General features: G+C 68.7%; 22 protein-coding genes. 16 read left to right on the top strand and 6 right to left on the bottom strand.

The window, feature by feature from the left end; all coding sequences use genetic code 11:
- The first annotated feature begins 4 nt into the window (after positions 1-4).
- Both OG205_RS29825 and OG205_RS29820 read left to right on the top strand, forming a co-directional pair.
- Positions 5-751: a GntR family transcriptional regulator gene (locus OG205_RS29825; protein ID WP_330271316.1), complete on the top strand. Its 747-nt coding sequence runs from the start codon at positions 5-7 to the stop codon at positions 749-751.
- Entirely contained in the window at positions 748-1398 is a 651-nt protein-coding gene (locus OG205_RS29820; RefSeq protein WP_330271315.1) for a phosphonatase-like hydrolase, read from the top strand. The genes OG205_RS29825 and OG205_RS29820 overlap by 4 nt, the downstream gene beginning before the upstream one ends.
- Here OG205_RS29820 and OG205_RS29815 read toward each other — a convergent pair.
- Complete coding sequence (locus tag OG205_RS29815) at positions 1395-1823, bottom strand: hypothetical protein (RefSeq protein ID WP_330271314.1); 429 nt, start codon at positions 1821-1823, stop codon at positions 1395-1397. The genes OG205_RS29820 and OG205_RS29815 overlap by 4 nt on opposite strands.
- The gene (locus OG205_RS29810; protein WP_330271313.1) at positions 1820-3460 is read right to left on the bottom strand and encodes a DNA repair helicase XPB; all 1641 of its coding nucleotides are present in this window, start codon (positions 3458-3460) and stop codon (positions 1820-1822) included. The genes OG205_RS29815 and OG205_RS29810 overlap by 4 nt, the downstream gene beginning before the upstream one ends.
- A gap of 109 nt (positions 3461-3569) precedes the next feature.
- Between OG205_RS29810 and OG205_RS29805 the strand changes: the two genes are divergently transcribed.
- The 5 genes from OG205_RS29805 (at position 3570) to OG205_RS29785 (ending at position 6860) form a co-directional block, all read left to right on the top strand.
- A complete protein-coding gene (locus tag OG205_RS29805; RefSeq protein WP_319975830.1) occupies positions 3570-4154 on the top strand; it encodes an LppU/SCO3897 family protein in 585 nt (194 codons plus the stop codon).
- Positions 4155-4204: 50 nt separating this feature from the next.
- Positions 4205-4687: an LppU/SCO3897 family protein gene (locus OG205_RS29800; protein WP_330271312.1), complete on the top strand. Its 483-nt coding sequence runs from the start codon at positions 4205-4207 to the stop codon at positions 4685-4687.
- Positions 4688-4743: 56 nt separating this feature from the next.
- Positions 4744-5253 carry an LppU/SCO3897 family protein gene (locus OG205_RS29795; protein ID WP_442916840.1) on the top strand — a complete coding sequence of 170 codons (510 nt, stop codon included), beginning with the start codon at positions 4744-4746 and terminating at the stop codon, positions 5251-5253.
- A 126-nt stretch (positions 5254-5379) separates the two neighbouring features.
- Positions 5380-5937 (top strand): LppU/SCO3897 family protein, encoded by a 558-nt coding sequence (locus tag OG205_RS29790; protein WP_330271310.1) that lies wholly within the window; start codon positions 5380-5382, stop codon positions 5935-5937.
- Positions 5938-6020: 83 nt separating this feature from the next.
- On the top strand, positions 6021-6860 hold the full coding sequence (locus tag OG205_RS29785; RefSeq protein ID WP_330271309.1) for an LppU/SCO3897 family protein: 840 nt from the start codon (positions 6021-6023) through the stop codon (positions 6858-6860).
- 57 nt (positions 6861-6917) lie between these two features.
- On the opposite strand, the gene OG205_RS29780 is transcribed toward OG205_RS29785, so the two are convergent.
- Positions 6918-7895 (bottom strand): ABC transporter substrate-binding protein, encoded by a 978-nt coding sequence (locus OG205_RS29780; RefSeq protein WP_330271308.1) that lies wholly within the window; start codon positions 7893-7895, stop codon positions 6918-6920.
- Between the two features lie 484 nt (positions 7896-8379).
- On the opposite strand from OG205_RS29780, the gene OG205_RS29775 reads away from it, so the two are divergent.
- The 4 genes from OG205_RS29775 to OG205_RS29760 all read left to right on the top strand — a co-directional run bounded on the left by OG205_RS29775 (position 8380) and on the right by OG205_RS29760 (position 13509).
- Positions 8380-11706, top strand: a complete 3327-nt coding sequence (locus tag OG205_RS29775; RefSeq protein WP_330271307.1) for a sensor histidine kinase — start codon at positions 8380-8382, stop codon at positions 11704-11706.
- Entirely contained in the window at positions 11703-12122 is a 420-nt protein-coding gene (locus OG205_RS29770; RefSeq protein ID WP_030470879.1) for a roadblock/LC7 domain-containing protein, read from the top strand. The genes OG205_RS29775 and OG205_RS29770 overlap by 4 nt, the downstream gene beginning before the upstream one ends.
- A 216-nt stretch (positions 12123-12338) precedes the next feature.
- Positions 12339-12923, top strand: coding sequence for a DUF742 domain-containing protein (locus tag OG205_RS29765; RefSeq protein WP_330271306.1), 585 nt, complete (start codon positions 12339-12341; stop codon positions 12921-12923).
- Positions 12904-13509, top strand: coding sequence for a GTP-binding protein (locus OG205_RS29760; RefSeq protein WP_093605474.1), 606 nt, complete (start codon positions 12904-12906; stop codon positions 13507-13509). Before OG205_RS29765 ends, OG205_RS29760 begins: the two co-directional genes overlap by 20 nt.
- A 138-nt stretch (positions 13510-13647) precedes the next feature.
- Here the strand turns inward: OG205_RS29760 and OG205_RS29755 are convergent, their stop codons facing one another.
- Both OG205_RS29755 and OG205_RS29750 read right to left on the bottom strand, forming a co-directional pair.
- On the bottom strand, positions 13648-14421 hold the full coding sequence (locus OG205_RS29755) for a hypothetical protein (RefSeq protein WP_330271305.1): 774 nt from the start codon (positions 14419-14421) through the stop codon (positions 13648-13650).
- Between the two features lie 121 nt (positions 14422-14542).
- Positions 14543-16795, bottom strand: a complete 2253-nt coding sequence (locus tag OG205_RS29750) for a helicase-associated domain-containing protein (RefSeq protein ID WP_330271304.1) — start codon at positions 16793-16795, stop codon at positions 14543-14545.
- 85 nt (positions 16796-16880) lie between these two features.
- Here OG205_RS29750 and OG205_RS29745 point away from each other — a divergent pair, with 85 nt between their 5' ends.
- From OG205_RS29745 to OG205_RS29725, 5 genes are all read left to right on the top strand, one after another.
- Entirely contained in the window at positions 16881-17066 is a 186-nt protein-coding gene (locus OG205_RS29745; protein ID WP_330271303.1) for a hypothetical protein, read from the top strand.
- 116 nt (positions 17067-17182) lie between these two features.
- Positions 17183-18565 carry an NAD-dependent malic enzyme gene (locus OG205_RS29740; RefSeq protein WP_330271302.1) on the top strand — a complete coding sequence of 461 codons (1383 nt, stop codon included), beginning with the start codon at positions 17183-17185 and terminating at the stop codon, positions 18563-18565.
- Positions 18566-18613: 48 nt separating this feature from the next.
- Positions 18614-19087: a cyclic pyranopterin monophosphate synthase MoaC gene (gene moaC / locus OG205_RS29735; protein WP_319975818.1), complete on the top strand. Its 474-nt coding sequence runs from the start codon at positions 18614-18616 to the stop codon at positions 19085-19087.
- Positions 19084-19554 carry a MogA/MoaB family molybdenum cofactor biosynthesis protein gene (locus OG205_RS29730; RefSeq protein WP_330271301.1) on the top strand — a complete coding sequence of 157 codons (471 nt, stop codon included), beginning with the start codon at positions 19084-19086 and terminating at the stop codon, positions 19552-19554. Before moaC ends, OG205_RS29730 begins: the two co-directional genes overlap by 4 nt.
- On the top strand, positions 19551-19976 hold the full coding sequence (locus tag OG205_RS29725) for a molybdenum cofactor biosynthesis protein MoaE (RefSeq protein WP_330271300.1): 426 nt from the start codon (positions 19551-19553) through the stop codon (positions 19974-19976). Before OG205_RS29730 ends, OG205_RS29725 begins: the two co-directional genes overlap by 4 nt.
- 634 nt (positions 19977-20610) lie before the next feature.
- Here OG205_RS29725 and OG205_RS29720 read toward each other — a convergent pair.
- Positions 20611-21258, bottom strand: a complete 648-nt coding sequence (locus OG205_RS29720; protein ID WP_330271299.1) for a transglycosylase family protein — start codon at positions 21256-21258, stop codon at positions 20611-20613.
- Positions 21259-21584 lie beyond the last annotated feature (326 nt).

Below are 21584 nucleotides of genomic sequence, written 5' to 3'. Positions count from 1 at the left end.
ACGCATGGAGACGCCACTGCACGAGCGCATCGCGGCCGACCTGCGCCGCCGCATCGGCTCGGGTGAACTCGCCGTCGGCGACCCCGTGCCGTCCGAATCGCAGCTGTGCGCGCAGTGGAACGCCTCGCGTGCGCCGGTCCGCCAGGCACTCACGTCGCTCAGGGCCGAGGGCATGATCGGCGGCGGCCGCGGCAAGCCCGCGGTGGTGCGCAGGCACACGCTGTCGCAGCCGTTCGAGACGTTCCTGTCGTTCTCCAGCTGGGCCGCGGGCCTCGGACACGTTCCGGGACAACGGACTCTGGAGATCGCGCGCCGACCGGCCGACGCCGACATCGCGGACGCCCTCCAGCTCGACGAGGGCACGCCGGTCGTGCAGCTGCTCAGGCAACGGCTGATCGACGGCCGTCCGACGATGCTGGAGCGCACGACGTTCGTGGAACCGGTGGGGCGACTGCTGTTCGACTTCGACTGCGACAGCGGGTCGCTCTACGCGCACCTGGGGGCGCACGGCGTCGACATGACCGTCGCACGGCACCAGATCGACGCCGTCGCGGCCGACGAGACCGACAGCGAACTGCTGGAAGTCGCGCTGCACGCACCACTTCTGCGGGAACGGCGGCGAGCGTCCGGAATGGACGGACGGCCGGTCGAGTACTCCGACGACCGCTACCGCCCCGACATGGTCAGCTTTTCGATCGAGAACTCCCAGCAGGCGCACCCGGCGCTGCTGCGGGACTGGAGGGCTTCGTGAACCCCGTCGACCTGGTCGTGCTGGACATGGCCGGCACCACCGTGGAGGAGCACGGACTCGTCTACAAAGCCTTGGCGGACACCGTGATCGCGGCCGGTGGCAGCGCGGACGACGTCGGCAGGTGGATGGGCGCCGACAAGTACGAGGCGATCTCGTCGATGCTCGGACGCTCCGAAGTGGACGTCGAGTTCGCCGACTTCCACGAGCGGCTCGCGAAGTACTACGCGGAAACGCCGCCGACGCCGATCCCGGGCGTCCCGGAAGCGTTGGCGCAGCTGCGATCCCAAGGTGTGAAGGTAGCGCTGACCACCGGCTTCGACCGGCCGATCGTGGACGGCCTGCTCGACGTCCTGGGCTGGCGCGAGGGCGTGCTGGACGCGGTGGTGTGCGTGGACGACGTGTCCGCGGGCCGCCCCGCGCCGTACATGATCTTCAAAGCGATGGAGCTGACCGGTGTCCGGGACGTCCGGCGCGTACTGGCGGCCGGAGACACCACGAGGGACCTGCAGGCGGGCATGAACGCCGGCGCGGGCTTCGTCGTCGGTGTGCTCAGCGGCAGCCAGACGGCAGAGGAACTCGGCACCGTCCGGCACACGCACCTGCTCAACAGCGTCGCCGACGTCCCGGCCCTGCTGGCAAACGCCTAGTCCAAAGCGGCGGTGTGGCGCAGCTGCTCCGGCGTCGGGTCGGTGACCAGCACCCGCAACGCGTCCGCGAACTGGTCGAAGCGCCGATCGAACTCGGCCAGTTCGCGCGACGGCTCCGCGACCAGCGCCGCCCGCCCAGCCCTGGGCACGGCGGTCGCCAGCGCGTCACGAAGAGGCTGAGCCCGGCGCAACGCCACGAGCAGCGTCCACAGCCGTTGCTCGACCAGCGCGACCTGCACCGGATCGCCGGTCACCCGGAGGAAGTCGGAACGCACGGCCGTGGCACGGCGCCGTTGCTCAGGGCAGGTGAAGTCGCCGGACCGGACGGCCTGCGTGTCCGGCGCCGACTTCGCGAGCGACTCCTCCGACCGGAACCGCCTCCGAGGCGCGGTTCCAGCCGGGTCCCACATCCACCAGAACGTCATCCGACCAGGTCGTCCGCGTCGACGATCTTGTACGCGTACCCCTGTTCCGCCAGGAACCGCTGCCGGTGCGCCGCGTAGTCGGTGTCGAGCGTGTCGCGCGAGACGACCGAGTAGAAGTGCGCCTGCCGCCCGTCGCCCTTGGGCCGCAGGATCCGGCCGAGGCGCTGGGCCTCCTCCTGCCGCGACCCGAACGTGCCGGACACCTGGATGGCGACGGACGCCTCCGGCAGGTCGATGGAGAAGTTCGCGACCTTCGACACCACCAGCGTCTGGACCTCGCCGCGACGGAACTGGTCGAACAGCTGCTCGCGTTCCTTGTTCTTCGTCGATCCCTTGATCACCGGCGCCCCCAGCTCCTCGCCCAGCTCGTCCAGCTGGTCCAGATAAGCACCGATCACCAGGGTCGGCTCGCCGGGATGCCGCTCCAGCACCCGTTTGACCACCGGGATCTTCGTCCGGGCCGTCGAACAGAGCTTGTAGCGCTCCTCGGGCTCCGCCGTCGCGTACTGCAGCCGCTCGTTGTCCGTCAGCGTCACCCGGACCTCGGTGCACTCCGCGGGCGCGATCCAGCCCTGCGCCTCGATGTCGCGCCACGGCACGTCGTACCGCTTCGGCCCGATCAACGAGAAGACGTCGCCCTCTTGGCCGTCCTCGCGGACCAGGGTCGCGGTCAGGCCCAGGCGCCTACGACTTTGCAGGTCCGCGGTCATCCGGAAGACCGGCGCGGGCAGCAGGTGGACCTCGTCGTAGACGATCAGGCCCCAGTCGCGCGAGTCGAACAGCTCCAGGTGCTTGTACTCGCCCTTCGACTTGCGGGTGATGACCTGGTAGGTCGCGATCGTGACCGGCCGGATCTCCTTGCGCTCACCGGAGTACTCGCCGATCTCCTCCTCGGTCAGCGAGGTGCGCGCGATCAGCTCCCGCTTCCACTGCCGTCCCGCCACGGTGTTCGTGACCAGGATCAACGTGGTCGCCTGGGCCTCGGCCATCGCCGCCGCGCCGACCAGGGTCTTGCCCGCGCCGCACGGCAGCACGACGACGCCGGAGCCACCCGCCCAGAACGCCTGCGCGGCCAGTCGCTGGTAGTCGCGCAGCTTCCAGTCGTCCTCCACCAGCTCGATCGCGTGCGCCTCGCCGTCGACGTACCCGGCGTGGTCCTCGGCCGGCCAGCCGACCTTGAGCAGCAGCTGCTTGAGGCGCCCGCGCTCGCTCGGGTGCACGACGACGGTGTCGTCGTCGATGCGGGCACCGAACATCGGCGCGATCTTCTTGCTGCGCAGCACCTCTTCGAGCACCGCGCGGTCGTTGGAGTGCAGCACCAGCCCGTGCACGGGGCTGTTGGCGAGCACCAGCCGCCCGAAGCGGCTCATCGTGTCGACCACGTCCACCAGCAGCGGCTGCGGCACCGGATAGCGGCTGAACCGCACCAGCGCGTCCACCACCTGCTCGGCGTCGTGCCCTGCCGCCCGTGCGTTCCACAACGCCAGCGGCGTCACGCGGTACGTGTGCACGTGCTCCGGAGCCCGCTCCAGCTCGGCGAACGGCGCGATGGACGTGCGCGCGTCGTTCGCGAGCGGGTGGTCGACCTCGAGCAGCAGCGTTTTGTCCGACTGGACGATCAAAGGGCCATCGGTCACGCCGACAAGTCTCCCTGACGACGCCAAATGCGTTCGACCAGCGTCAACTGGCGACAACAAGTGTGAGGCGACACACGCAGCCAACACCCGGTGTCGTACGTTCTCGCGCATGAGCACCGAGTCGACTGATCCCGTCGAGCCGCCGGCCGTGGTGACCCCGGTTCCGGAGGAGTCCGAGACCGACGAGTCGCCCAAGAACAACAACTGGCTGAAGTTCGTCATCGTCGGCGTGCTGGCGATCGTGCTGGTCGGCGGCGGTGTGTGGGCGCTGACCTCGCTCAACAGCACCGGTGTCGGTGACTGCGTGAGCGCCTCGCCCAAGGACGTGGACAAGCCGGACGGCGACTGGAACATCTCGTCGAAGAGCTGTGGCGACGCGGACGCCACCCACCGGGTCGCCTCGATGCTGAAGAACGCCGAGGACCAGTGCCCGGCCGAGGGCATCTACGAGCAGATGCAGTCCGACGGCAAGTCGATGTGCCTGATGCCGAACCTCGCCGAGGGCAACTGCTACACGTCGAGCGACGACGGTGCCTTCAAGAAGGAAGCCTGCACCACGGACTCGCCCGTGAAGATCGTGAAGAAGGTCGACGGCCTGCCCGAGGAGGGCTCGGTCTGCCCGGAGGGTTCGAGCGAGCTGCGGTTCACCGAACCGGCCTCCGTCTACTGCATGGGTGTCCACGAAGGATCCTGATCGGGTGAACTCGGTTAGGTCGACCCCCGTCTGACGCCGATACCCAGGCCATGAAGAAGGTCGGCCTGGGTATCGCCGTTGTCATCGCGCTCGTCCTGCTCGGCGGGTTCGTCCTGAACCAGCTCGGCGACGTGGCCAAGGCGGCCCAGCCCGGCGACTGCGCGCGGATCTCCGGCGCGCTCGACAACCCGAAGTACCAGGCGTTCGACTGCGGTTCGGAGCAGGCGAACGTCAAGATCGCCAAGGTCCTCGACTGGAACGAGAAGACCTGCCCGTCCGGCGGCATGGACTACTCGACGTACACGGGCGACTCCACGCTGTGCCTCATGCCGAACTTCGTCGAGGGCGCCTGCTACGGCCAGAACTCCGACACCGGCATCGCGAAGGTCGACTGCGCGACCAAGGACTCGGTGAAGGTCGCCAGGGTGGTCAGCGGCAAGGCCGACCGCGCGGCCTGCGGGGACTCGCGCGCGGCGGTCTTCCCGGAGCCGGCCATCACCTTCTGCCTGGAGCGCGGCGACCAGCAGCAGTAGATCTTCCCGCAAACCGCACCACGTCCCACCGTCCACGTGGAACGCTGCGCGGCGTGATGATCGACGAGCCGCCCGCGCCCAGGAAGAGCCTCGGGACGCGAGTGCTGACCTACGGCCTCACCCTGGTCGCCGCGGCGGTCGCCATCTACGGCATGACGGAGTTCCTCGCCCCGATCACGGCGCCGAGGACCGGTGAGTGCGCGAACGTCACCGGCTACTCGAACGAACCGGACCTCGACACCGTGAGCTGCACGTCGTCGAGCGCGAACTACGTGGTCACCGAGTCCGTCGCCAAGTCGAAGAGCTGTGCGAACGCCTACACGGACATGATCACCAGGCGGGCGCAGGACCCGGCGGTCAGGATCTGCCTCGTTCCCCTGTGGGAGGAAGGCGCCTGTTATCCGGCCGCGCCCTCCCGCATGGAGCTCACGCCGGTGGAGTGCGGAGCGGACTCGTTCAAGGTCACGAAGATCGGCCGGGACGGACCGGGACCGGTGTGCGCGGCCGACGAGCAGAGGTACAGCTACCCCGAGGTGAAGCTCACCTACTGCGCCGCGGACCAGTAGCCGATCCAAGTAGTCGTAACGTTTCCGTAAAGCCCCAGCGGTTTTCGGCGCTGCGTGGCACTCTCTGCTCCGGCTGTGTCGGGGGGCATGGGCCGTCTGGGGTAATTCGGAAATGAGAGAACCCGCATGAGCACGACTGAATCCGCTTCGCCCGCGCCCGCGCCGGAGCCCACGCAGGAGCCCGCGCCGAAGAAGTCGAGCATCGGCAAGCGGATCCTGACCTACATCGTCGGTCTGATCGTCGTCGGTGGCGCGTTCTACGCGTTCAACTACTTCAGCAGCGACGTCGCCCAGGCCAAGGTCGGTGACTGCGCCGCCATCACCGGCACGTCGACCAGTCCCGAGTACAAGCAGGTCGACTGCGGTGTCGCCGAGGCGAACTACACGGTCGCCAAGGCCGGTGGCACGAGCGATGTGTGCGGAGACGGCTACGACGAGTACACGCAGACGCAGCGCCGCGGCCCGAAGACGAAGCTGTGCCTCGCGCCGCTTCTCGCCGAGGGCAAGTGCTACGGCGAGAACGCCGGCGGCATCGGCCTCAAGGCCGTCGAGTGCTCCGGCGCCGGCGCCATGAAGGTGACCAAGGTCGTCAAGGAAGCCGCCGCGCCGCAGTGCGCTGAAGGGGAACAGGCGCTGCCGTACCCCGAGGTCAAGCTGAACTACTGCGTCGGTGCACCCGCGTAACAGCGTTGCACTCGTGAAACCGGAGTCGTGTCCCACGGCTCCGGTTTCGCTGTCTTTCGCGTGACCCATCCGAGAGGAATCCAGTGACCGACCCCAACTACCCCCAGCAGCCAGGGCCCTACGGGCCGCCTCCCGGTGGGCAGCCGCAGCAGCCGTACGGCCAGCAGCCAGGACAGCCGAACCCGTACGGTCCTCCGCCCGGCCAGGGCTACCCCGGCCAGCCAGGACAGCCGGGTCAGCCCGGTGACCCGTACGCCCAGCAGCCCTACCAGGGCCAGCCCGGCGACCCGTACGCCCAGCAGCAGCAGAACCCGTACGGCCCGCCTCCCGGCCAGCCCCTGGGCCAGCCGATGCCCTACGGCCCGCCGCCCAAGAAGAGCGGCGCAGGCAAGGTCATCGGTTCGATCGTCACCATCGTCGTGCTCGTGGGCGTCGGCATCCTGGTGAAGGTCCTGATCGGCGGCGGTCTGAGCGCCATCAGCGAGCCGTCGGCCAAGGCGGGCGACTGCGCGAACGTCACCGGCACGACCTTCAGCCCGAAGTACAAGAAGGTCGACTGCGGCTCGGCGGAGGCGAACTACTTCATCGCCAAGGCCATGAAGTCGACGAGCGAGGCGTGCCCGAGCGACGACTACGCCGAGTACACCGAGTCCGGCCGGCGCAGCTCGTCGCTGAAGCTCTGCCTCGTGGAGAAGCTCGAAGAGGGCAAGTGCTACGAGGAAGAGCTCGTCAAGATGAACATGGAGGGCATGAAGGTCGTCGATTGCTCGAAGGGCGACAACCAGTTCGCCGTCCAGAAGGTCCTGAAGATCGAGAAGGTCGTCAAGGCGGCCACCGCGGACTGCGGTGAGGCCACGGCGATCTCGTACACCGAACCTTCACCGGGCATCACGTACTGCGTGACCGCGCTCGGCGGACAGTGACCGGACGAGAAATGGCGGGCCGATGATCGGCCCGCCAATTCTCATGCTCGAAAGCAACTAGTTCGTCGTGCCTGGCGGAAGTAGCTGCTGCACGTCCAGACGCCCGGACAGCACGTCCTCGGTGTCCATCATGTCGGCGACGCGCTGGAGCCGGATCGGGTTCAGCGACAGCGGGAACGTGCCCACGGACACGAGTGCCGCGGTCGGCTGGTCGACGTCGGCGTAGCTGGTCAGCGAGTCCTGCACGCCGAGCTTGTTGGCCTGCGCGCGCTGCTGCGCCTCGCGCAGCACGTCCCGGAACGCCTTCATCGTCTTCGGGTTCGCCTCGGCGAACTTCTTCGACGACGCGTACCCGGACATCGGGAAGTCCAGTGTCGGGCCGCGGGCGGTGTCGGTGAGGATCTTCGCACCGATCTTGCGCTGCGCCTTCGTGATGAAGGGCTCGATCATGAACGCCGCGTCGACCTGTCCGGCCGTGAGCGCCGCCTCCATGTCCGCGAACGCCATCGGCTTGAACTTGATCTTCTGCTTCTCGACCGCGGCGGTGTCCAGCACGGCACGCGTGGTCAGCGCGCCGATGTCGGTCTCGCTGTTCACCGCGATGGTCGGAGCGGCCTTCTTGCCGGGATCGTCGTAGTCCGACGTCGCGGACGTGACGAGCGCCATCGAGTTCGGACCGGCCTGGTAGGCCTCACCCTGCAACTGCAGTTCGGTGCCCTCTGCGACCGCGCGGAAGAGGCTGACGTGCGTCGCCCACGTGAGGTCGAGCGTGGTGTCCAGCTGCTTGATGGCCTCTGCCTCGCTGGGCTGGGGGACCAGGTTGACCTGCAGACCGGCCTTCTCGAAGAGCTTTTCGGTCAGCGCGATCCGCAGCGGGGCGACGTCGACGACCGGCAGCACGCCGATGCGGATGACGTTGCGCTCGACGTCCGCGTTGCCGCTGTTCGACGAACTTCCGAACAGGCCGCAGCTCGCGGTCAGAGCACACGTGATGAGCACTGCGGCAAGCCGCAGAGCTTTGGCTCGGGTAGCCATGGCACCTCTTGCCGGTAGGTCTTGAGTAGCATCGATTTGATCAGTGAGTGTCGTTACAGACCTGGTACTCCGCAGCCCCAACTGGGCGTTCGGACGGAGGCGAGGTGTGCCGACATCCGGGGATGTTAACCACCTGAACGTATGAAACGACACCCCATCTCGATACGGTGAGTGCTTCTGGAGACTTCCCCCGAGTAGGGGGTGACCATTACCCTTCCGGCTCGGGTGGCACTGGTCGTAGTAGACCCACGTGTCTTCAGACGGGGTAGGGCGCCTCACCGGGCGAACAACCTCTGTGCTGCAATTCGGCCCGTTTGACGAGTCCATGCTCGGTCCTGGGGAGAGACCGGGACACTGCTGCTGGAAGAGGAAGCCCAGAGTGGCCCGACGTGAGAGAGGTCCCAGCCAGTTTGGCGTGGGTGACACCACACGCTCCGAAAGGCCCGAATCGGGTGACGGACTGGCTGCGCTGGGTAACGGACCGATGAACGTGACACCGAACTCGGTGACGCACGAAGTCGGTGCCGCACCCGGTTCAGGATCTAACCGATCCGCGGGGTGGCGCCTGCGCAACTGGCGGCTGCGCACGAAGCTGCTCGCCGTGCTGCTCATCCCGACCGTCTGTGCCCTCGCCCTGGGTGGTCTGCGTGTGCGCAGCGACCTCCAGGCCGCGACGGAGTTCAACAACCTCGCGAACCAGATCCGCCTCGAGACCGCGGTCGCGGACCTGGTGCAGCAGCTGCAGCGCGAACGCGACCTGTCGGTCAGCTACGTCGCGTCGAACAAGAAGGTCGACAGGGTCGTCCTGGAGCGCCAGCTGCGCCGCGTGAACGACACCAGCGAGGCGTTCAGCAACCGGATCGCCGAGCTCAGCTCCGACCTGAACTCGGCGGCAGTCGAGCGCTTCGAGGTCGCGTCCAAGCAGCTCGACCGCCTGAACAGCCTCCGCAACTCGGTGCGGGACACGCAGTACCCCGCCGAGGCCGTCCAGCGCACCTACTCGGAGTCGATCGAGACGCTCCTCGCCCTCGGTGAGCAGACGATCTCCGAGATCAACGACCCGGAACTGGTGCGACTGCACCTGACCACGAACGCCATCGCGCGCATCAAGGAGCAGGAGTCGCTCAAGCGAGCGATCCTCCTGGACGTCTTCCAGCGCAAGGCGTTCACGCCGTCCCAGCTGCGATCGCTGCAGGCAGCGGACGCCGAGCTCGAAGCGGCCCGCAACGACTTCCGCAAGTCCGCGACGCCCGACCAGGCCAAGATCTACGACGACACCGTCACCGGCCTGATCGTCGACAACGCGAACGACATGCAGGAATCGGCGATCAACCAGCAGAGCGGCGCGAAGGACTTCACGCAGGTCACGCCCGAGAAGTGGGACATCGCCGCCACGCTGACGGTCAACCTGACGCGTGACGTCGAGAACCTGCTGGTCGAGCAGCTGCAGAACAAGACCGACGAGCTGGCCGGCGACACCCGCACCAGGGCGTACGTCGAGTCCGGCATCGTGCTCGCGATCCTCGCGCTCGCGTTGCTGATGGCGCTGTTCGTCGCCCGCTCGATCCTCAACCCGCTGCGCACGCTGCGCCGCACGGCCCTCGACGTCGCCGACCACGGTCTTCCGGACGCGGTCGAGCGGATCCTCGCGGACCCGAACCCGGAGGACGCCGCGAAGAGCGCCGTCGAACCGGTGCCGGTGCACACGCGGGAAGAGATCGGCCAAGTGGCGCGCGCGTTCGACGCGGTGCACGGTGAAGCGGTGCGACTGGCCGCCCAGCAGGCCCTCCTGCGTGACAACGTCAACGCGATGTTCGTCAACCTGTCCCGCAGGTCGCAGGCCCTGGTGGAACGCCAGCTGAACCTGATCGACCGGCTGGAGCAGGACGAGCAGGACCCGGACCAGCTGGCCTCGCTGTTCGAGCTCGACCATCTCGCGACCCGCATGCGCCGCAACTCGGAGAACCTGCTGGTCCTCTCGGGTACGGACCTCTCGCGGCGCCTGACCCGGCCCGTCCCGGCCGCCGAGGTTCTCGGCGCCGCGGTCTCCGAGGTCGAGCAGTACGCCCGCGTGCAGGTCGGCCAGACCCCGGACCTCACGGTCCAGGGCCGCGCGGTCAACGACCTCGTGCACCTCATCGCCGAGCTGCTGGACAACGCCACGGCGTTCTCCGACCCGGTCACCAAGGTCACCGTTCGCACGGCCAAGACCCGCAAGGGCGAGCTGGCGATCGAGATCCAGGACCGCGGCGTGGGCATGGGCGACCAGGAGATCATCGACGCCAACGACCGGCTGGCAGACCCGCCGGACGTCGACGTCGCCGTCTCCCGCCGAATGGGCCTGTACGTGGTCGCGCGGCTCGCCAAGCGCCACGACATCAAGGTCCGCCTGCGCGGCAACGAGGACATCGAGGGTGGCACCACGGCGCTGGTGATCGTGCCGGAGACGCTCATCGCGTTCCCCGGTCAGACACCGGTCTCGACCCCGCCGACCGGTTCCGGTTCGCTGGCCTCCGCGTTCGGCATGTCGCAGCCCGCGCTCGCGCCGGCCCCGACTCCCGCCGAGCACACGACGGAGATCGGCACCACCGCGAACAGGGCCAGCGGCATCGCCGGCGCCTTCGGCGGTGCGACCGGTGTCACGCCGCGGATCGACGAGTCGAGCCCGAGCCTGCCGAGCATGCCGGTCAGCTTCGTCCCGAGCGCTCTCACCGACACCGGTGCCGGCGCGACGGCGGTCCCCGTCTACAGCGACCCGCCGATCGAGGACGTGACGCCGTCCGAGCGGTGGCGTCGTGACCAGCTGGCCGCGGTGGAGCCGGAGGGTTCGTTCGGCGAGCCCACGCTCTTCACGGCCTACGAGGACCGCAACGAGGAAGCCGGCGAGATCTCCTTCGAGCCCGGCTACGAGACCACGCAGTTCGTGCCGATCTCGCCGATCGACGACGAGCGTTCGCCGTCCAACGGCGTTTCGCGCGACTCGTCCGGCGAGGGCCTCCTCGATCTGGGGATGGCACACCGCAACGGGACCTCGGGAGCCTCGCGCAAGCAGATCGAGCACGACCTGGACGCCCCGACGGAACGCCTGCCGATCTACGAGGCGGTCCTGTCGCAGTGGTTCCAGGCCGTGGGCAGCGAGACGTCCGCTTCGGCGGCCCAGCCGGTCCGTGCGACCGCTGAGGGCGACGCACCGGCGGACACCAACGGCCACGTCGAGTCGAGGCTCGGCGGGACCGACAAGGGGTCGGTCGAGTACATCGACGAGCCGCCGACGGTCCCGCCGCTCTCGGACGGGCCCGAACCGGAGCTGCCGACCCGATCCCGCAAGCCTGTACCGGCGGTGGCACCCACCACCACGTCGGCCGCTGGTCTTCCGGTGCGCACGCCGCGCTCGAAGGTCCAGCCGGTGGCCGAGGAAGTACCCGCACCCGCCGAGCAGGAGCGAGTTGTGGAACCCGAGCCCGTTGTGGAGGAGACTCCAGCGGCGGCAGCTACTTCCGAGTCGGCCTGGCAATCGCCGGCCGATGAGGGATGGCACGCGGCTCAGGCGTTGTTGAACAAGACGCCGGAGACGAAGACCACGGCAGGACTGCCGAAACGGACACCCAAGGCTCAGCTCGTGCCAGGATCTGCTGCACCCAAGCCGCAGTCCCTGTCGTCGACAGCGCAGCGTCCGCTGCCGCCCCGTACCGCTGACGCGGTGCGCGGACGGATGTCGAGCCTGCAGAGTGGTGTCAAGCGAGGCCGGCACGCATTGATCGAGGCATACGCTGGTGACCAATCGAGCCGGCAGAACGAGGAGCAGGAGTGACGACCGCAGCGCAGCCAGGCAGCTTTGGTTGGCTTATCACCGACTTCGTGCGGAGGGTGCCCGGCGTGGCACATTCCGTTGTGGTGTCCGCGGACGGGCTGTTGCTCGCGGGGTCCCAGGGCTTGCCCCGGGACCGTGCAGAGCAGCTCTCCGCGGTCGCGTCCGGACTGGTCAGCCTCACCCAGGGTGCTGCCCGCTGCTTCGAGGCAGGCGGGGTGAACCAGACGGTCGTCGAGATGGAGCGGGGTTACCTGTTCCTCATGTCGATCAGTGACGGTTCTTGCCTCGCCGTCCTGGCGGCACCCAACTGCGACATCGGCCTCGTGGCCTACGAGATGACGCTGTTGGTGGAGAGAGTCGGTCAACAACTCACCCCTGAGCTGCGCGCGCAGCTTCAGGGCGTGGTCCGTCGCTAGACCTCATCTGAAGTTCAGGGGTGAGAACCAATGGCTGGTAGATCTGGCGCTAGAGGCCGGGGCTTCGGTAGGAACTTCAACTACCAGGAGTGGGCTTCTGGTGGGTTCCAGTTCGAAGAGCCTGACGCGATACCCCAGGAACAAGAGGAAGCCGAGGACGCACCCCACGATGAGCGGGTTACAGGGCAAGGGCTAGGCGATATGTCCCAGCGTGAGGTGGACGACTCGTCGTCGTATCCGTACGACGACGTGCCGAACCGATTCGACATAGACGGGTACGGCTCCGGGCTGTTCGGTGGCCCAGGGGCGGACCTCTTCGGCCAGCACGAGATGCCGGATGCCGTACCGGAGCAACTGCCGTACACCACCGGTTCGCATCCGGTGTACAGCACCGGCGGGCAACCGGCGTACAGCACCGGTGCGCAGCCTCAACTGCGCCCGGAGGACAATGCTTCGGCGGACTCGGGTTCACTGGTGCGGCCTTACACACGCACCGGTGGACGCACACGACCTGATTACGACCTGGCTATCGAGGCGCTGATTTCGACCAGCGAAAAGGGCCTCGAACGGGATGCCGCAGTTCTTCCCGAGCACAGGTCGATCTGCGGGTTGTGTGTGGACACGCGGTCGGTGGCCGAGGTCGCGGCACTCCTACGCTTGCCTCTTGGCGTCGTGCGGGTGCTGATCGGCGACATGGCAAGCATGGGTTTGGTTTTGATTCACCAGGGCGGTCTGGTCGTGGGGGACCGGCCTTCCATGGAATTCCTGGAGAGGGTGCTCAGTGGGCTTCGCAAGCTCTAGTCCCCAGGGCGCCGAGGGCGCACGGAAGCCGACGACGTCTGCCAAGATCGTGGTGGCGGGTGGCTTCGGTGTGGGCAAAACGACGTTCGTCGGCTCGGTGTCCGAGATCGTCCCGTTGACCACCGAGGCGGTGATGACCGAGGCCAGCGCGGGGGTGGACGACCTCTCCGCCACGCCCAACAAGGTCACCACGACCGTCGCGATGGACTTCGGCCGCGTGTCGCTCGACAGCGACCTGATCCTGTACCTCTTCGGTACACCGGGTCAGCACCGGTTCTGGTTCATGTGGGACGACCTCGTACGCGGTGCCATCGGCGCCATCGTGCTGGTCGACACCCGCCGCCTGGCCGACGCGTTCGCCTCGATCGACTTCTTCGACGACCGGCAGCTGCCGTACGTCGTCGGCGTCAACTGCTTCGACGGCCTACTGCACCACAGGCTGGAGGACGTGCGTGAAGCGCTGACGATCGACGAGTCGGTGCCGATCGTGACGTGCGACGCGCGCAACAGGCAGTCGACGAAGCAGACGCTCATCACGCTGGTCGAACACGCCATGCGCCAGTGGATGTCCGTTCGCGCGGGCTGATCTCCTCCCGCTGGGGACAACTGCAAACATGAACGAGGCGAGCGCCACCTTCGGGTGCGGCGCTCGCCTCGTCGTTGCGGTCTGGATCAGTTCGTCCGAGGTGGGTCCAAGCGGTCGTCCTTTCGCCGTGGGTCGCTGTCAGCCGATGGTCAGGCCGACGCCGATGAAGGCGTCCACGGAGACGTCGCCGCTGCCGAGGTCCACGCTGGCGTCAGCGCCGACCGCGGCACCCGCGTCGACGGTCACCAGGCTGGTGTCCACGCCGACATCGGCTCCGATTCCGACGCCCGCGTCCACCGCGATGCCCGGACCCACGTGCACACCTGCTCCGGCGTGCGCGTCGATCACCGCTGCCGCGTGGGGTCCGACGTTCACCCAGATCCCGCCGACGTGGATGGCGTTCGCCTTGTCCTCGACGACGGTCTCGGTGGCCACGGCGGGGGTGACCGCGGGAGCCACCGCGGGTTCGACGGCGGTCTCGACGACAGCGGGCGCACGATCGTCCGTGGCGCTCACGTCGGCAGCGACTTCAGCGTCTGCTACCGCCGCGGCGTCCACGTCCGCGTCCACCGCCGCGTCGAGATCGACGTCGAGGTCCGTTTCCAGCGCGGCACCGACGTCCACGCCGGCGCTGACGCCCGCGTCGACCTGGGCCGCGAGCCCAAGAGCGACCTGAATGCCACCGTTGGTCATCACGCTGATGCCGGGACCGGTGTCGAGCGCGACGTGGGCCCCGGCGGCGACGTCGAGCATGTCGACGTTGCCGCTCACCCCCACCGTCGCGTTGACGTGGTTGTCCTGCAACAGGACGAGGATCGGGTCGGCGTTCGCGGTGCCTGTGGAGAACGGCAGGGCGAACGCCAGGGTCGTGACGGTGGCGGCGGCTCTCAAAGCCCACCGGGAGCTGGCCATGTGCGCAGGACCTCCTCGGGTCGATGTGGACGTTCTCGGGAACGTCCACGTCAACCGACGCTAGGTCGCGCACCAGCCACGCAAGGGTGATCCGGTTCTCCTACCGGGGGATGACCGACCGTCAGGCCTCGTCCACCAATGCGGCGGACGTGACGCGATGAAGAGGGAACCTCAGCACCTCTCCGTAGCTGTGGTCGTAGCCCTCCAGCACGCCACCCCCGACGACGTGCGGCTCGATCACGCGCTGTGCCGCCGTGCCGTGGGAGTCGACGAACCCGACGAGCACCCTGCGGCGCGCCCGTGCGGCCTGCTGGAGCAACGACAGGGTCGCCGACGGACCGGCGCCGAGATGGCCGGGAACGGCGATTCGTTCACCCCGTGGTGTCGCGGCGGCGCGATCACCGGCCCTGACCAGCCGGACGAGTTCACCCAACCGCTCGTCGGCGGGCACGGCGGGTGACAGCGGTTTGCGGGCGGTGCGCTGCCTCGGCGTGGTCCGGCGGCCGCCCGGCCGCAGGTCGAGGACCTGGCCGTCCGGGCCTTCCGCGGCCGGGGCGAACCCGGCCGAGCGCAGCCCGTCCAGCACGTCCGCCAGCGGCAACGGGCTGACCAGCACGGTCGGCGCGATCCGGCGCAGCTCCAGCCGCCCGGCCTCCGGGTGCGCGAGGACCTCGCTGATCAGCACCGAGTCGTCGCAGCGCAGGAACGAGCCCGCGGCCCCGCCGCGCAGCCTGCCGTGGCGGCGCGCGGCGTCGTCGATCAGGTAGCTCAGCGACTGCGGGACGGGCGTGCGCGAGCGGGTCTTGAAGAGTTCGTGCAGCTCGTCGGCGGTGCGGCCGGAGTCGAGCGCGCGGCGCACGGTGGCCTCGCTGATCCGGTAGACCGTGGCGCTGCCGGCGGACTCGACGTTCGCGACCAGCGCCAGCTCGTCGGCGAGCTCGGGTTCGAGGCGGCCGGGGGCGACGACGGTGAGGTCGGCCTGCACCAGCACGTGGTCCAGCGGCGCGGGCAGGGCGTCGCCGAGGGCCTTGGCGGCGTGGCTGGGACCCTCCTCGAGCAGCACGCGGCCCGCGCTGGTGATCGAGCCGAGGGCGAGCACACCGACCGCGGTGCCCTCCTCGACGGTCCAGCGCACCAGTTCGTCGCGCTGCCGCCCGCCCCGGCGCGGTGCCCGCCAGGCGAGCAGTGCGGCCAGTTCGGTGGGGTTCGAGATCGAGGTGCCCTTGGGGAACGCGCCGAGCGCCTCCAGGACCCACCGGCGGTCGCGCGGGGCCTGGGCGCGGCGGATCTCGTCCGCGAGCGGGTTGAAGAGCTTGTCCTTCTCGTCACGGCGGCCGACCAGCGCGGGCAGCCGCGGCAGCTCCAGCCAGGCGTGCGCGATCGTGGCCCAGCGGACCTCGGTGGTCGCGGCGAGCCAGACGTCGGCCTTGGTCGTCGGCATCCACTCCGGCTCGGCGGACTCGGTGTTCGCGGCCATGTCCGCGCCGACGACGAGCTCGATCAGCAGGGCCGCGCGGCGTTCGTCGACGTCGAGGTCCTTGGCGACCTTGCGCAGTTCACGAACGCCCAGGCCGCCCGTCCGCAGCACCGGCGCGGGCTCCGCCGACCAGCTCGTGATCAGGTTCTCGACGTGCCGGACGAGTTCCAGCGCCTCGCCGCCGCCGGTGGCGTCGACACTGGTCTGCTGGAGCGTCGTGATCTTCGGCTTCGGCTCGGTGACCTGGATCGGGCCGAGAGGACGACCGCCCCGCAGTTCGAGGGCGATCTCGCGCGGCAGTTCGACGGTGCCGGGGTCGCGGCGCAGCAACAGGCCGCGCGCGAGCAGCCGTTGCACCGGCGTCTCGGCCTTGTCGAGCGGCACGACCCTGGAGGCGTCCTTCGTGTCGCCGATGGGCGGTCCGGCGGCGAGCTTCTGCAGGACGCGCTGCTCGCCCTCGGTGATGCCCTGGAGGTCGTACGTCTGGCCGGTCCTGCGACCCAGCCCGCCGGGGTAGGAGCCGAACGCCTCCCGCGTGACGGGAGGGACCGACAGCGCGTCGTCGTCGCCCCAGGCGAGCGCGAGGGACCTGAGCCTGCCGACCGCCTGCTTGAGCGGTCTGGGCTTCACGTCCGGCCCGAGGATCTCGCCGAGTGTGGGCAACGCCACGGGCTCGGCGTCCGCACCCTGCACGACCAGGGCTTCGAGCACGGCCAGCGTGAACGTGTCGAGGTCCTCGCAGGCGCGCGCGATCGACGCCCTGGTGCCGACCCGTGTCGCGAGCACGGACATATCGGCAGGTGGGGGCGTTGCCAGGTCAGGACGGGCGCGCAGCAGTGCGACGAGAGCAGCGTCGTCCTGGGCGCGCAGCCAGTCGGCGAGAGTGGTGCCGGACATTCTCACCACGGTATATGGGCCGCTGGTGATCTCGTCGTCCTCTGTCACACTTGTCGCGTCATCTGGCACCACCGAGGAGGAGAACGTGGCGAAAGGACGCCCTGGACGGGTCGACCCGCACTGGCCGGAAGGTCCGGACGGCGGCCACCCCGTCACCGAGCTGACCAGTGACGTGCAGGGTGCGCTGTCCCCGTTCGGCACGGTGACGTTCCCGCTGTCGTCGGACGACCTCCCGTACCGGCACCCGGTGACCGAGATCAACAAATCCTGATCGGTCCTCATCGGACTGTCAGGGCGGTCTTAAGACTGCCGAGTCGCGTGCGTACCGCAATGGGCCCGGGGATAGGCTCACTTCCCGCTTGAGCTGTACTTCGTGGGAGGACGACGATGCCGGTCCCCGGCCCTGGTTACTCGATCACCGTTCGTCTGGAGGCGCCGCCGTCAGCGAGCGCCGCGGGTGACCTCACCTCGGCCGTCGGCCGCGCCGGCGGTGTGATCACGGCGTTCGACGTCGTCGAGTCGCACAACGACCGCGTCGTCATCGACCTCACGTGCAACGCGCTTTCCGCGAACCACGCCAAGGACATCACCGACACGCTGGAGACGTTGCCCGGCATCGTCGTCCGCAAGGTGTCGGACCGCACGTTCCTCGTGCACCTCGGCGGCAAGATCGAGATCGCGTCCAAGGTGCCGCTGCGCAACCGTGACGACCTCTCCCGTGCGTACACGCCAGGTGTCGCCCGTGTGTGTGAGGCCATCGCCAAGAACCCGGACGACGCGCGCCGCCTGACCATCAAGCGCAACACCGTCGCCGTCGTCACCGACGGTTCGGCCGTGCTCGGTCTCGGCAACCTCGGCCCCGCCGCCGCCCTGCCCGTTATGGAGGGCAAGGCCGCGCTGTTCAAGAAGTTCGCCGGCGTCGACGCCTGGCCGGTCTGCCTGGACACCCAGGACACCGAGGAGATCATCCGCGCGGTCGAGCTCATCGCTCCCGTGTACGGCGGCATCAACCTCGAGGACATCTCCGCGCCGCGCTGCTTCGAGATCGAGGCCCGCCTGCGCGAGAAGCTCGACATCCCGGTGTTCCACGACGACCAGCACGGCACGGCCATCGTCGTCGTCGCCGCTCTGCGCAACGCCCTGCGCGTCGTGAAGAAGGACATCAAGAACTGCCGCATCACGGTCTGCGGTGTCGGCGCGGCCGGTTCCGCGATCATCCGCCTGCTGCAGGCCCAGACACCCGGCGACATCATCGCCGTGGACGTCGACGGCATCGTGCACCGCGACCGTCCCGGCCTGGACTCGAACCTGAAGTCCATCGCCGCGACCACGAACAAGGGCAACGAGTCCGGCCGCCTGCACGACGCGCTGGTCGGTTCCGACGTGTTCATCGGCGTCTCGGCCCCCAACCTGTTCGGCGCGGACCAGGTCGCCACGATGGCCAAGGACGCCATCGTGTTCGCGCTGGCCAACCCGGACCCGGAGATCGACCCGATGGAGGCCCAGCAGCACGCCGCCGTCGTCGCGACCGGCCGCTCGGACTTCCCGAACCAGATCAACAACGTGCTGGCGTTCCCCGGCGTCTTCCGCGGCCTGCTGGACGCGCACGCGCGCACCATCACCGACGCGATGCTGCTGGCCGCCGCGCAGGCCATCGCGGACGTGGTGGAGGGCGAGCGCCTGAACGCGTCGTTCATCGTCCCGTCGGTCTTCGACAGCACCGTTGCTCCAGCCGTGGCCGAAGCGGTGCGCAAGGCTGCGACTTCCTAAGGCCTTTACGCACAGGCTGTGGGTCGTGGGCAGGCATACGATCGCCGTATGACCAAGCAGTTCACCCACCTGGACTCCCACGGCGCGGCCCGGATGGTCGACGTCTCCGGCAAGGAGCAGACCACCCGGACCGCCGTGGCCACCGGGATCCTGCACACGACCGCCGAGGTGGTGGCGTTGCTGGGCGCCGACGGCCTGCCCAAGGGCGACGCCCTGGCCACGGCCAGGATCGCCGGCATCATGGCCGCGAAGCGCACCTGGGAACTCGTGCCCCTGTGCCACCCGATCTCGTTGTCGTCGGTGGTGGTGGACCTGGCCCTGGCCTCGGACTCCGTGCTGATCACGGCCACGGTCCGCACCACCGACCGCACCGGCGTCGAGATGGAGGCCCTGACCGCGGTGTCCGTGGCCGGCCTGACGCTGCACGACATGGTGAAGTCGGTCGACCCCGCCGCGTCGTTGGACGCGGTTCGGGTGGAGCGCAAGGAAGGCGGCAAGTCCGGTCTGTGGGAGCGCCCGTGAAGGCCGTGGTCATCACGGCGTCCAACCGTGCCGCCGCCGGGGTCTACGCCGATCGCAGCGGGCCCCTGATCGTCGAGTGGCTGTCGGAGCGCGGCTTCTCGGTTTCCGCGCCGGTCGTCGTGCCGGACGGTGAGCCGGTTCGTGAGGCGCTGGTCGATGCGGTTTCCGCTGGGGCCGATCTTGTTCTGACCACCGGTGGGACCGGGATCAACCCGACTGACCGGACTCCCGAGGCCACACGCGCAGTGCTGGACTACGAGGTGCCTGGGCTGGCCGACGTGATCCGCATGTCCGGCTGGCCGCGCGTGCCGGGATCCGTGCTGTCGCGCGGAGTCGCCGGGGTGGCCGGGCGGACGTTGATCGTGAACCTGCCCGGGTCGACCGGTGGGGTGCGGGACGGGCTGGACGTGTTGTCCTCGGTCGTTGAGCATGCTCTCGACCAGCTGCGTGGAGGTGACCACAAATGAGCGTGGTGCTGCGGGCCGTTGTGACCGAGGAACCGCTGTCGGTGGAGGAGCACGCGGCTCTGGTCGGGTCTGATCGGGCCGGTGCCGTGGTCACCTTTTCCGGTGTCGTGCGGGATCACGACGGTGGACGGTCGGTGCTGGAGTTGGAGTACCACTCGCACCCGTCTGCTTCGGATGTGGTGGCTGAAGTTGTGGCTTCCCTGGCTGAGAAGTACTCCGGGGTGCACGGGATTGCTGTCTCGCACCGGGTCGGGCCGTTGAAGATCGGGGATGTGGCGCTGGCCTGTGCGGTGGCCGCGGAGCATCGGGGGGAAGCGTTTTCCCTTTGTGCTGACCTGGTGGACGAGGTCAAGGCTCGGTTGCCGGTGTGGAAGCGGCAGGTGTTTCCCGGGGGCGAGGACGAGTGGGTCAACTGCCCCTGAGGCCGTGCGGGTTCCGTTGCGTGCGGGTCGTCGCGTTTCAGCGGGGTTGGTCGCGTTCCGCGCGAGTGGTCACCTTGCGAGGGTGGTCCTGCGGGTCGTGACGAAGTGCGGGGTTGCGATTGGGGCTTGACCTTGAGCCTCTGGCGGGATGCTTGACGGCCGGAAAAGGCCGGGCTGAAAAGCGCCCGGCCGTGCCCATGAGGGGAGCATCCCGCCCACTCAAGGTAAAGCCCCAATCGCCATGAGCGGGGTGCACCGCTTACCCGGCGGCCTAGGTTCAGACGGCTCGCTCCGCATCGCCACGCCAGGCTTCGTACGTGGTTGCTTTTGTGGGGGCCGCGCCTGGTGGCACCGCGCGGGTCGTTTTGCGTTGGCGGGCTCGGCCGTGCGGGGCGGGTTGCGTTGGCTCGTCGCGTTCCAGCGGGGTGGTTGCCTGCCGTACTAGCCGTCACCTTGCGAGGGTGGTCCCGCTGGCGCACGTCTCCCGTCGGCGTCGTGGTGCGGAGACGCAGGCAGGGACCTCACCGTCGGGGGGTAACGGTGAGATCCCTGGTCCTGTGTCAGCCCATGTCAAGAGGACTGGCGATCGTGCGGCCTGTCAGATCCGAGTGGATCGGTCTGGGTCTGGGGAGACTCAGATCAGGATCTTGTGGCCCGGGAAGATCAGGTCGGGGTTCGTGAGGAAGTCCTTGTTCTTCTCCACGATGGCCTGGTAACCGCCGGTGACCTTGTTGGCATCGGCGATCTTCGACAGGGTGTCGCCCGCCTTGATCTCGTAGTTGCCGGCCGGGTTCGTCTTCGAACCCGCGAGCGCCACGACCGGGGCCTGCTGCACCGGTGCGGACTGGCGCTGCTGCGGCTGGGCCTTGCGCTGCTGCGGCTGCGCCTGCTGCTTCGGGGCCGGGGCGCTCTTGCCCACGTAGGCGCCGAGCTTGGCGCTGCAGGCGGGCCACGCCTGCGAGCCCTGCGTGCGGAGCACGTTCTCCGCCACGCGGATCTGCTCCTCGCGGGAAGCGTTGGCCGGGTTGCCCTGGCCGCCGTTGGCGTTCCAGGTGCCCTGCGTGAACTGCAGGCCCCCGTAGAAGCCGTTGCCGGTGTTGGCGGCCCAGTTGCCACTGGCCTCGCACTGCGCGAGTGCGTCCCAGTCCATTCCAGGGGCGGCGTTGGCGGTGCCAACGGCCAGGCCCAGAGGGGCGCCGGCGATGATGCCGACAGCCGCGACCTTGGCGATAGTGCGAGCGGCGGAACTCTGCTTGCCCTGCTTGCCTCGGTTGAAAGCCATGTGCCTCTCGGTCCACCGCACCTGCTGCCAGGAACTCGGGTTCGGAGCCCGGTACGTTCCTGCGTCCCAGTCCGGCGGTTTCTCTCGCTCGGGGTTGTTCCGGAACACCCTCGGACTGGGCTCGGTGCTGGTGCTCCGGTAGTGCTCGTGGCCGGTTCGGGGCCAGCCGAGGAGCGACCGTACGTAACCGGTGGGGCCCTCACCAAATGTTTGCGGCTGTGACGCGCGTCACAGTAACGGTTTGGGGTGTTGTTCGGAGCCTACAAACTAGCAGGTCAAAGGCGTCGTTATCGGTCCGTTTCCATTCTGAGATCGGGCGAAAACTA

This window comes from Lentzea sp. NBC_00516 (assembly GCF_036346835.1).
GTDB classification, from domain to species: domain Bacteria; phylum Actinomycetota; class Actinomycetes; order Mycobacteriales; family Pseudonocardiaceae; genus Lentzea; species Lentzea sokolovensis.
Note: the sequence above shows the minus strand (reverse complement) of the source record. Positions and strands in the feature narration are given on the sequence as shown.

Coding starts and splice junctions, on each gene's coding strand:
- OG205_RS29825 (WP_330271316.1), top strand. CDS start 5: ATGGAGACGCCACTGCACGAGCGCATCGCGGCCGACCTGCGCCGCCGC.
- OG205_RS29815 (WP_330271314.1), bottom strand. CDS start 1,823: ATGACGTTCTGGTGGATGTGGGACCCGGCTGGAACCGCGCCTCGGAGG.
- OG205_RS29805 (WP_319975830.1), top strand. CDS start 3,570: ATGAGCACCGAGTCGACTGATCCCGTCGAGCCGCCGGCCGTGGTGACC.
- OG205_RS29800 (WP_330271312.1), top strand. CDS start 4,205: ATGAAGAAGGTCGGCCTGGGTATCGCCGTTGTCATCGCGCTCGTCCTG.
- OG205_RS29795 (WP_442916840.1), top strand. CDS start 4,744: ATGATCGACGAGCCGCCCGCGCCCAGGAAGAGCCTCGGGACGCGAGTG.
- OG205_RS29790 (WP_330271310.1), top strand. CDS start 5,380: ATGAGCACGACTGAATCCGCTTCGCCCGCGCCCGCGCCGGAGCCCACG.
- OG205_RS29780 (WP_330271308.1), bottom strand. CDS start 7,895: ATGGCTACCCGAGCCAAAGCTCTGCGGCTTGCCGCAGTGCTCATCACG.
- OG205_RS29775 (WP_330271307.1), top strand. CDS start 8,380: ATGAACGTGACACCGAACTCGGTGACGCACGAAGTCGGTGCCGCACCC.
- OG205_RS29755 (WP_330271305.1), bottom strand. CDS start 14,421: ATGGCCAGCTCCCGGTGGGCTTTGAGAGCCGCCGCCACCGTCACGACC.
- OG205_RS29750 (WP_330271304.1), bottom strand. CDS start 16,795: ATGTCCGGCACCACTCTCGCCGACTGGCTGCGCGCCCAGGACGACGCT.
- OG205_RS29740 (WP_330271302.1), top strand. CDS start 17,183: ATGCCGGTCCCCGGCCCTGGTTACTCGATCACCGTTCGTCTGGAGGCG.
- moaC (WP_319975818.1), top strand. CDS start 18,614: ATGACCAAGCAGTTCACCCACCTGGACTCCCACGGCGCGGCCCGGATG.
- OG205_RS29725 (WP_330271300.1), top strand. CDS start 19,551: ATGAGCGTGGTGCTGCGGGCCGTTGTGACCGAGGAACCGCTGTCGGTG.
- OG205_RS29720 (WP_330271299.1), bottom strand. CDS start 21,258: ATGGCTTTCAACCGAGGCAAGCAGGGCAAGCAGAGTTCCGCCGCTCGC.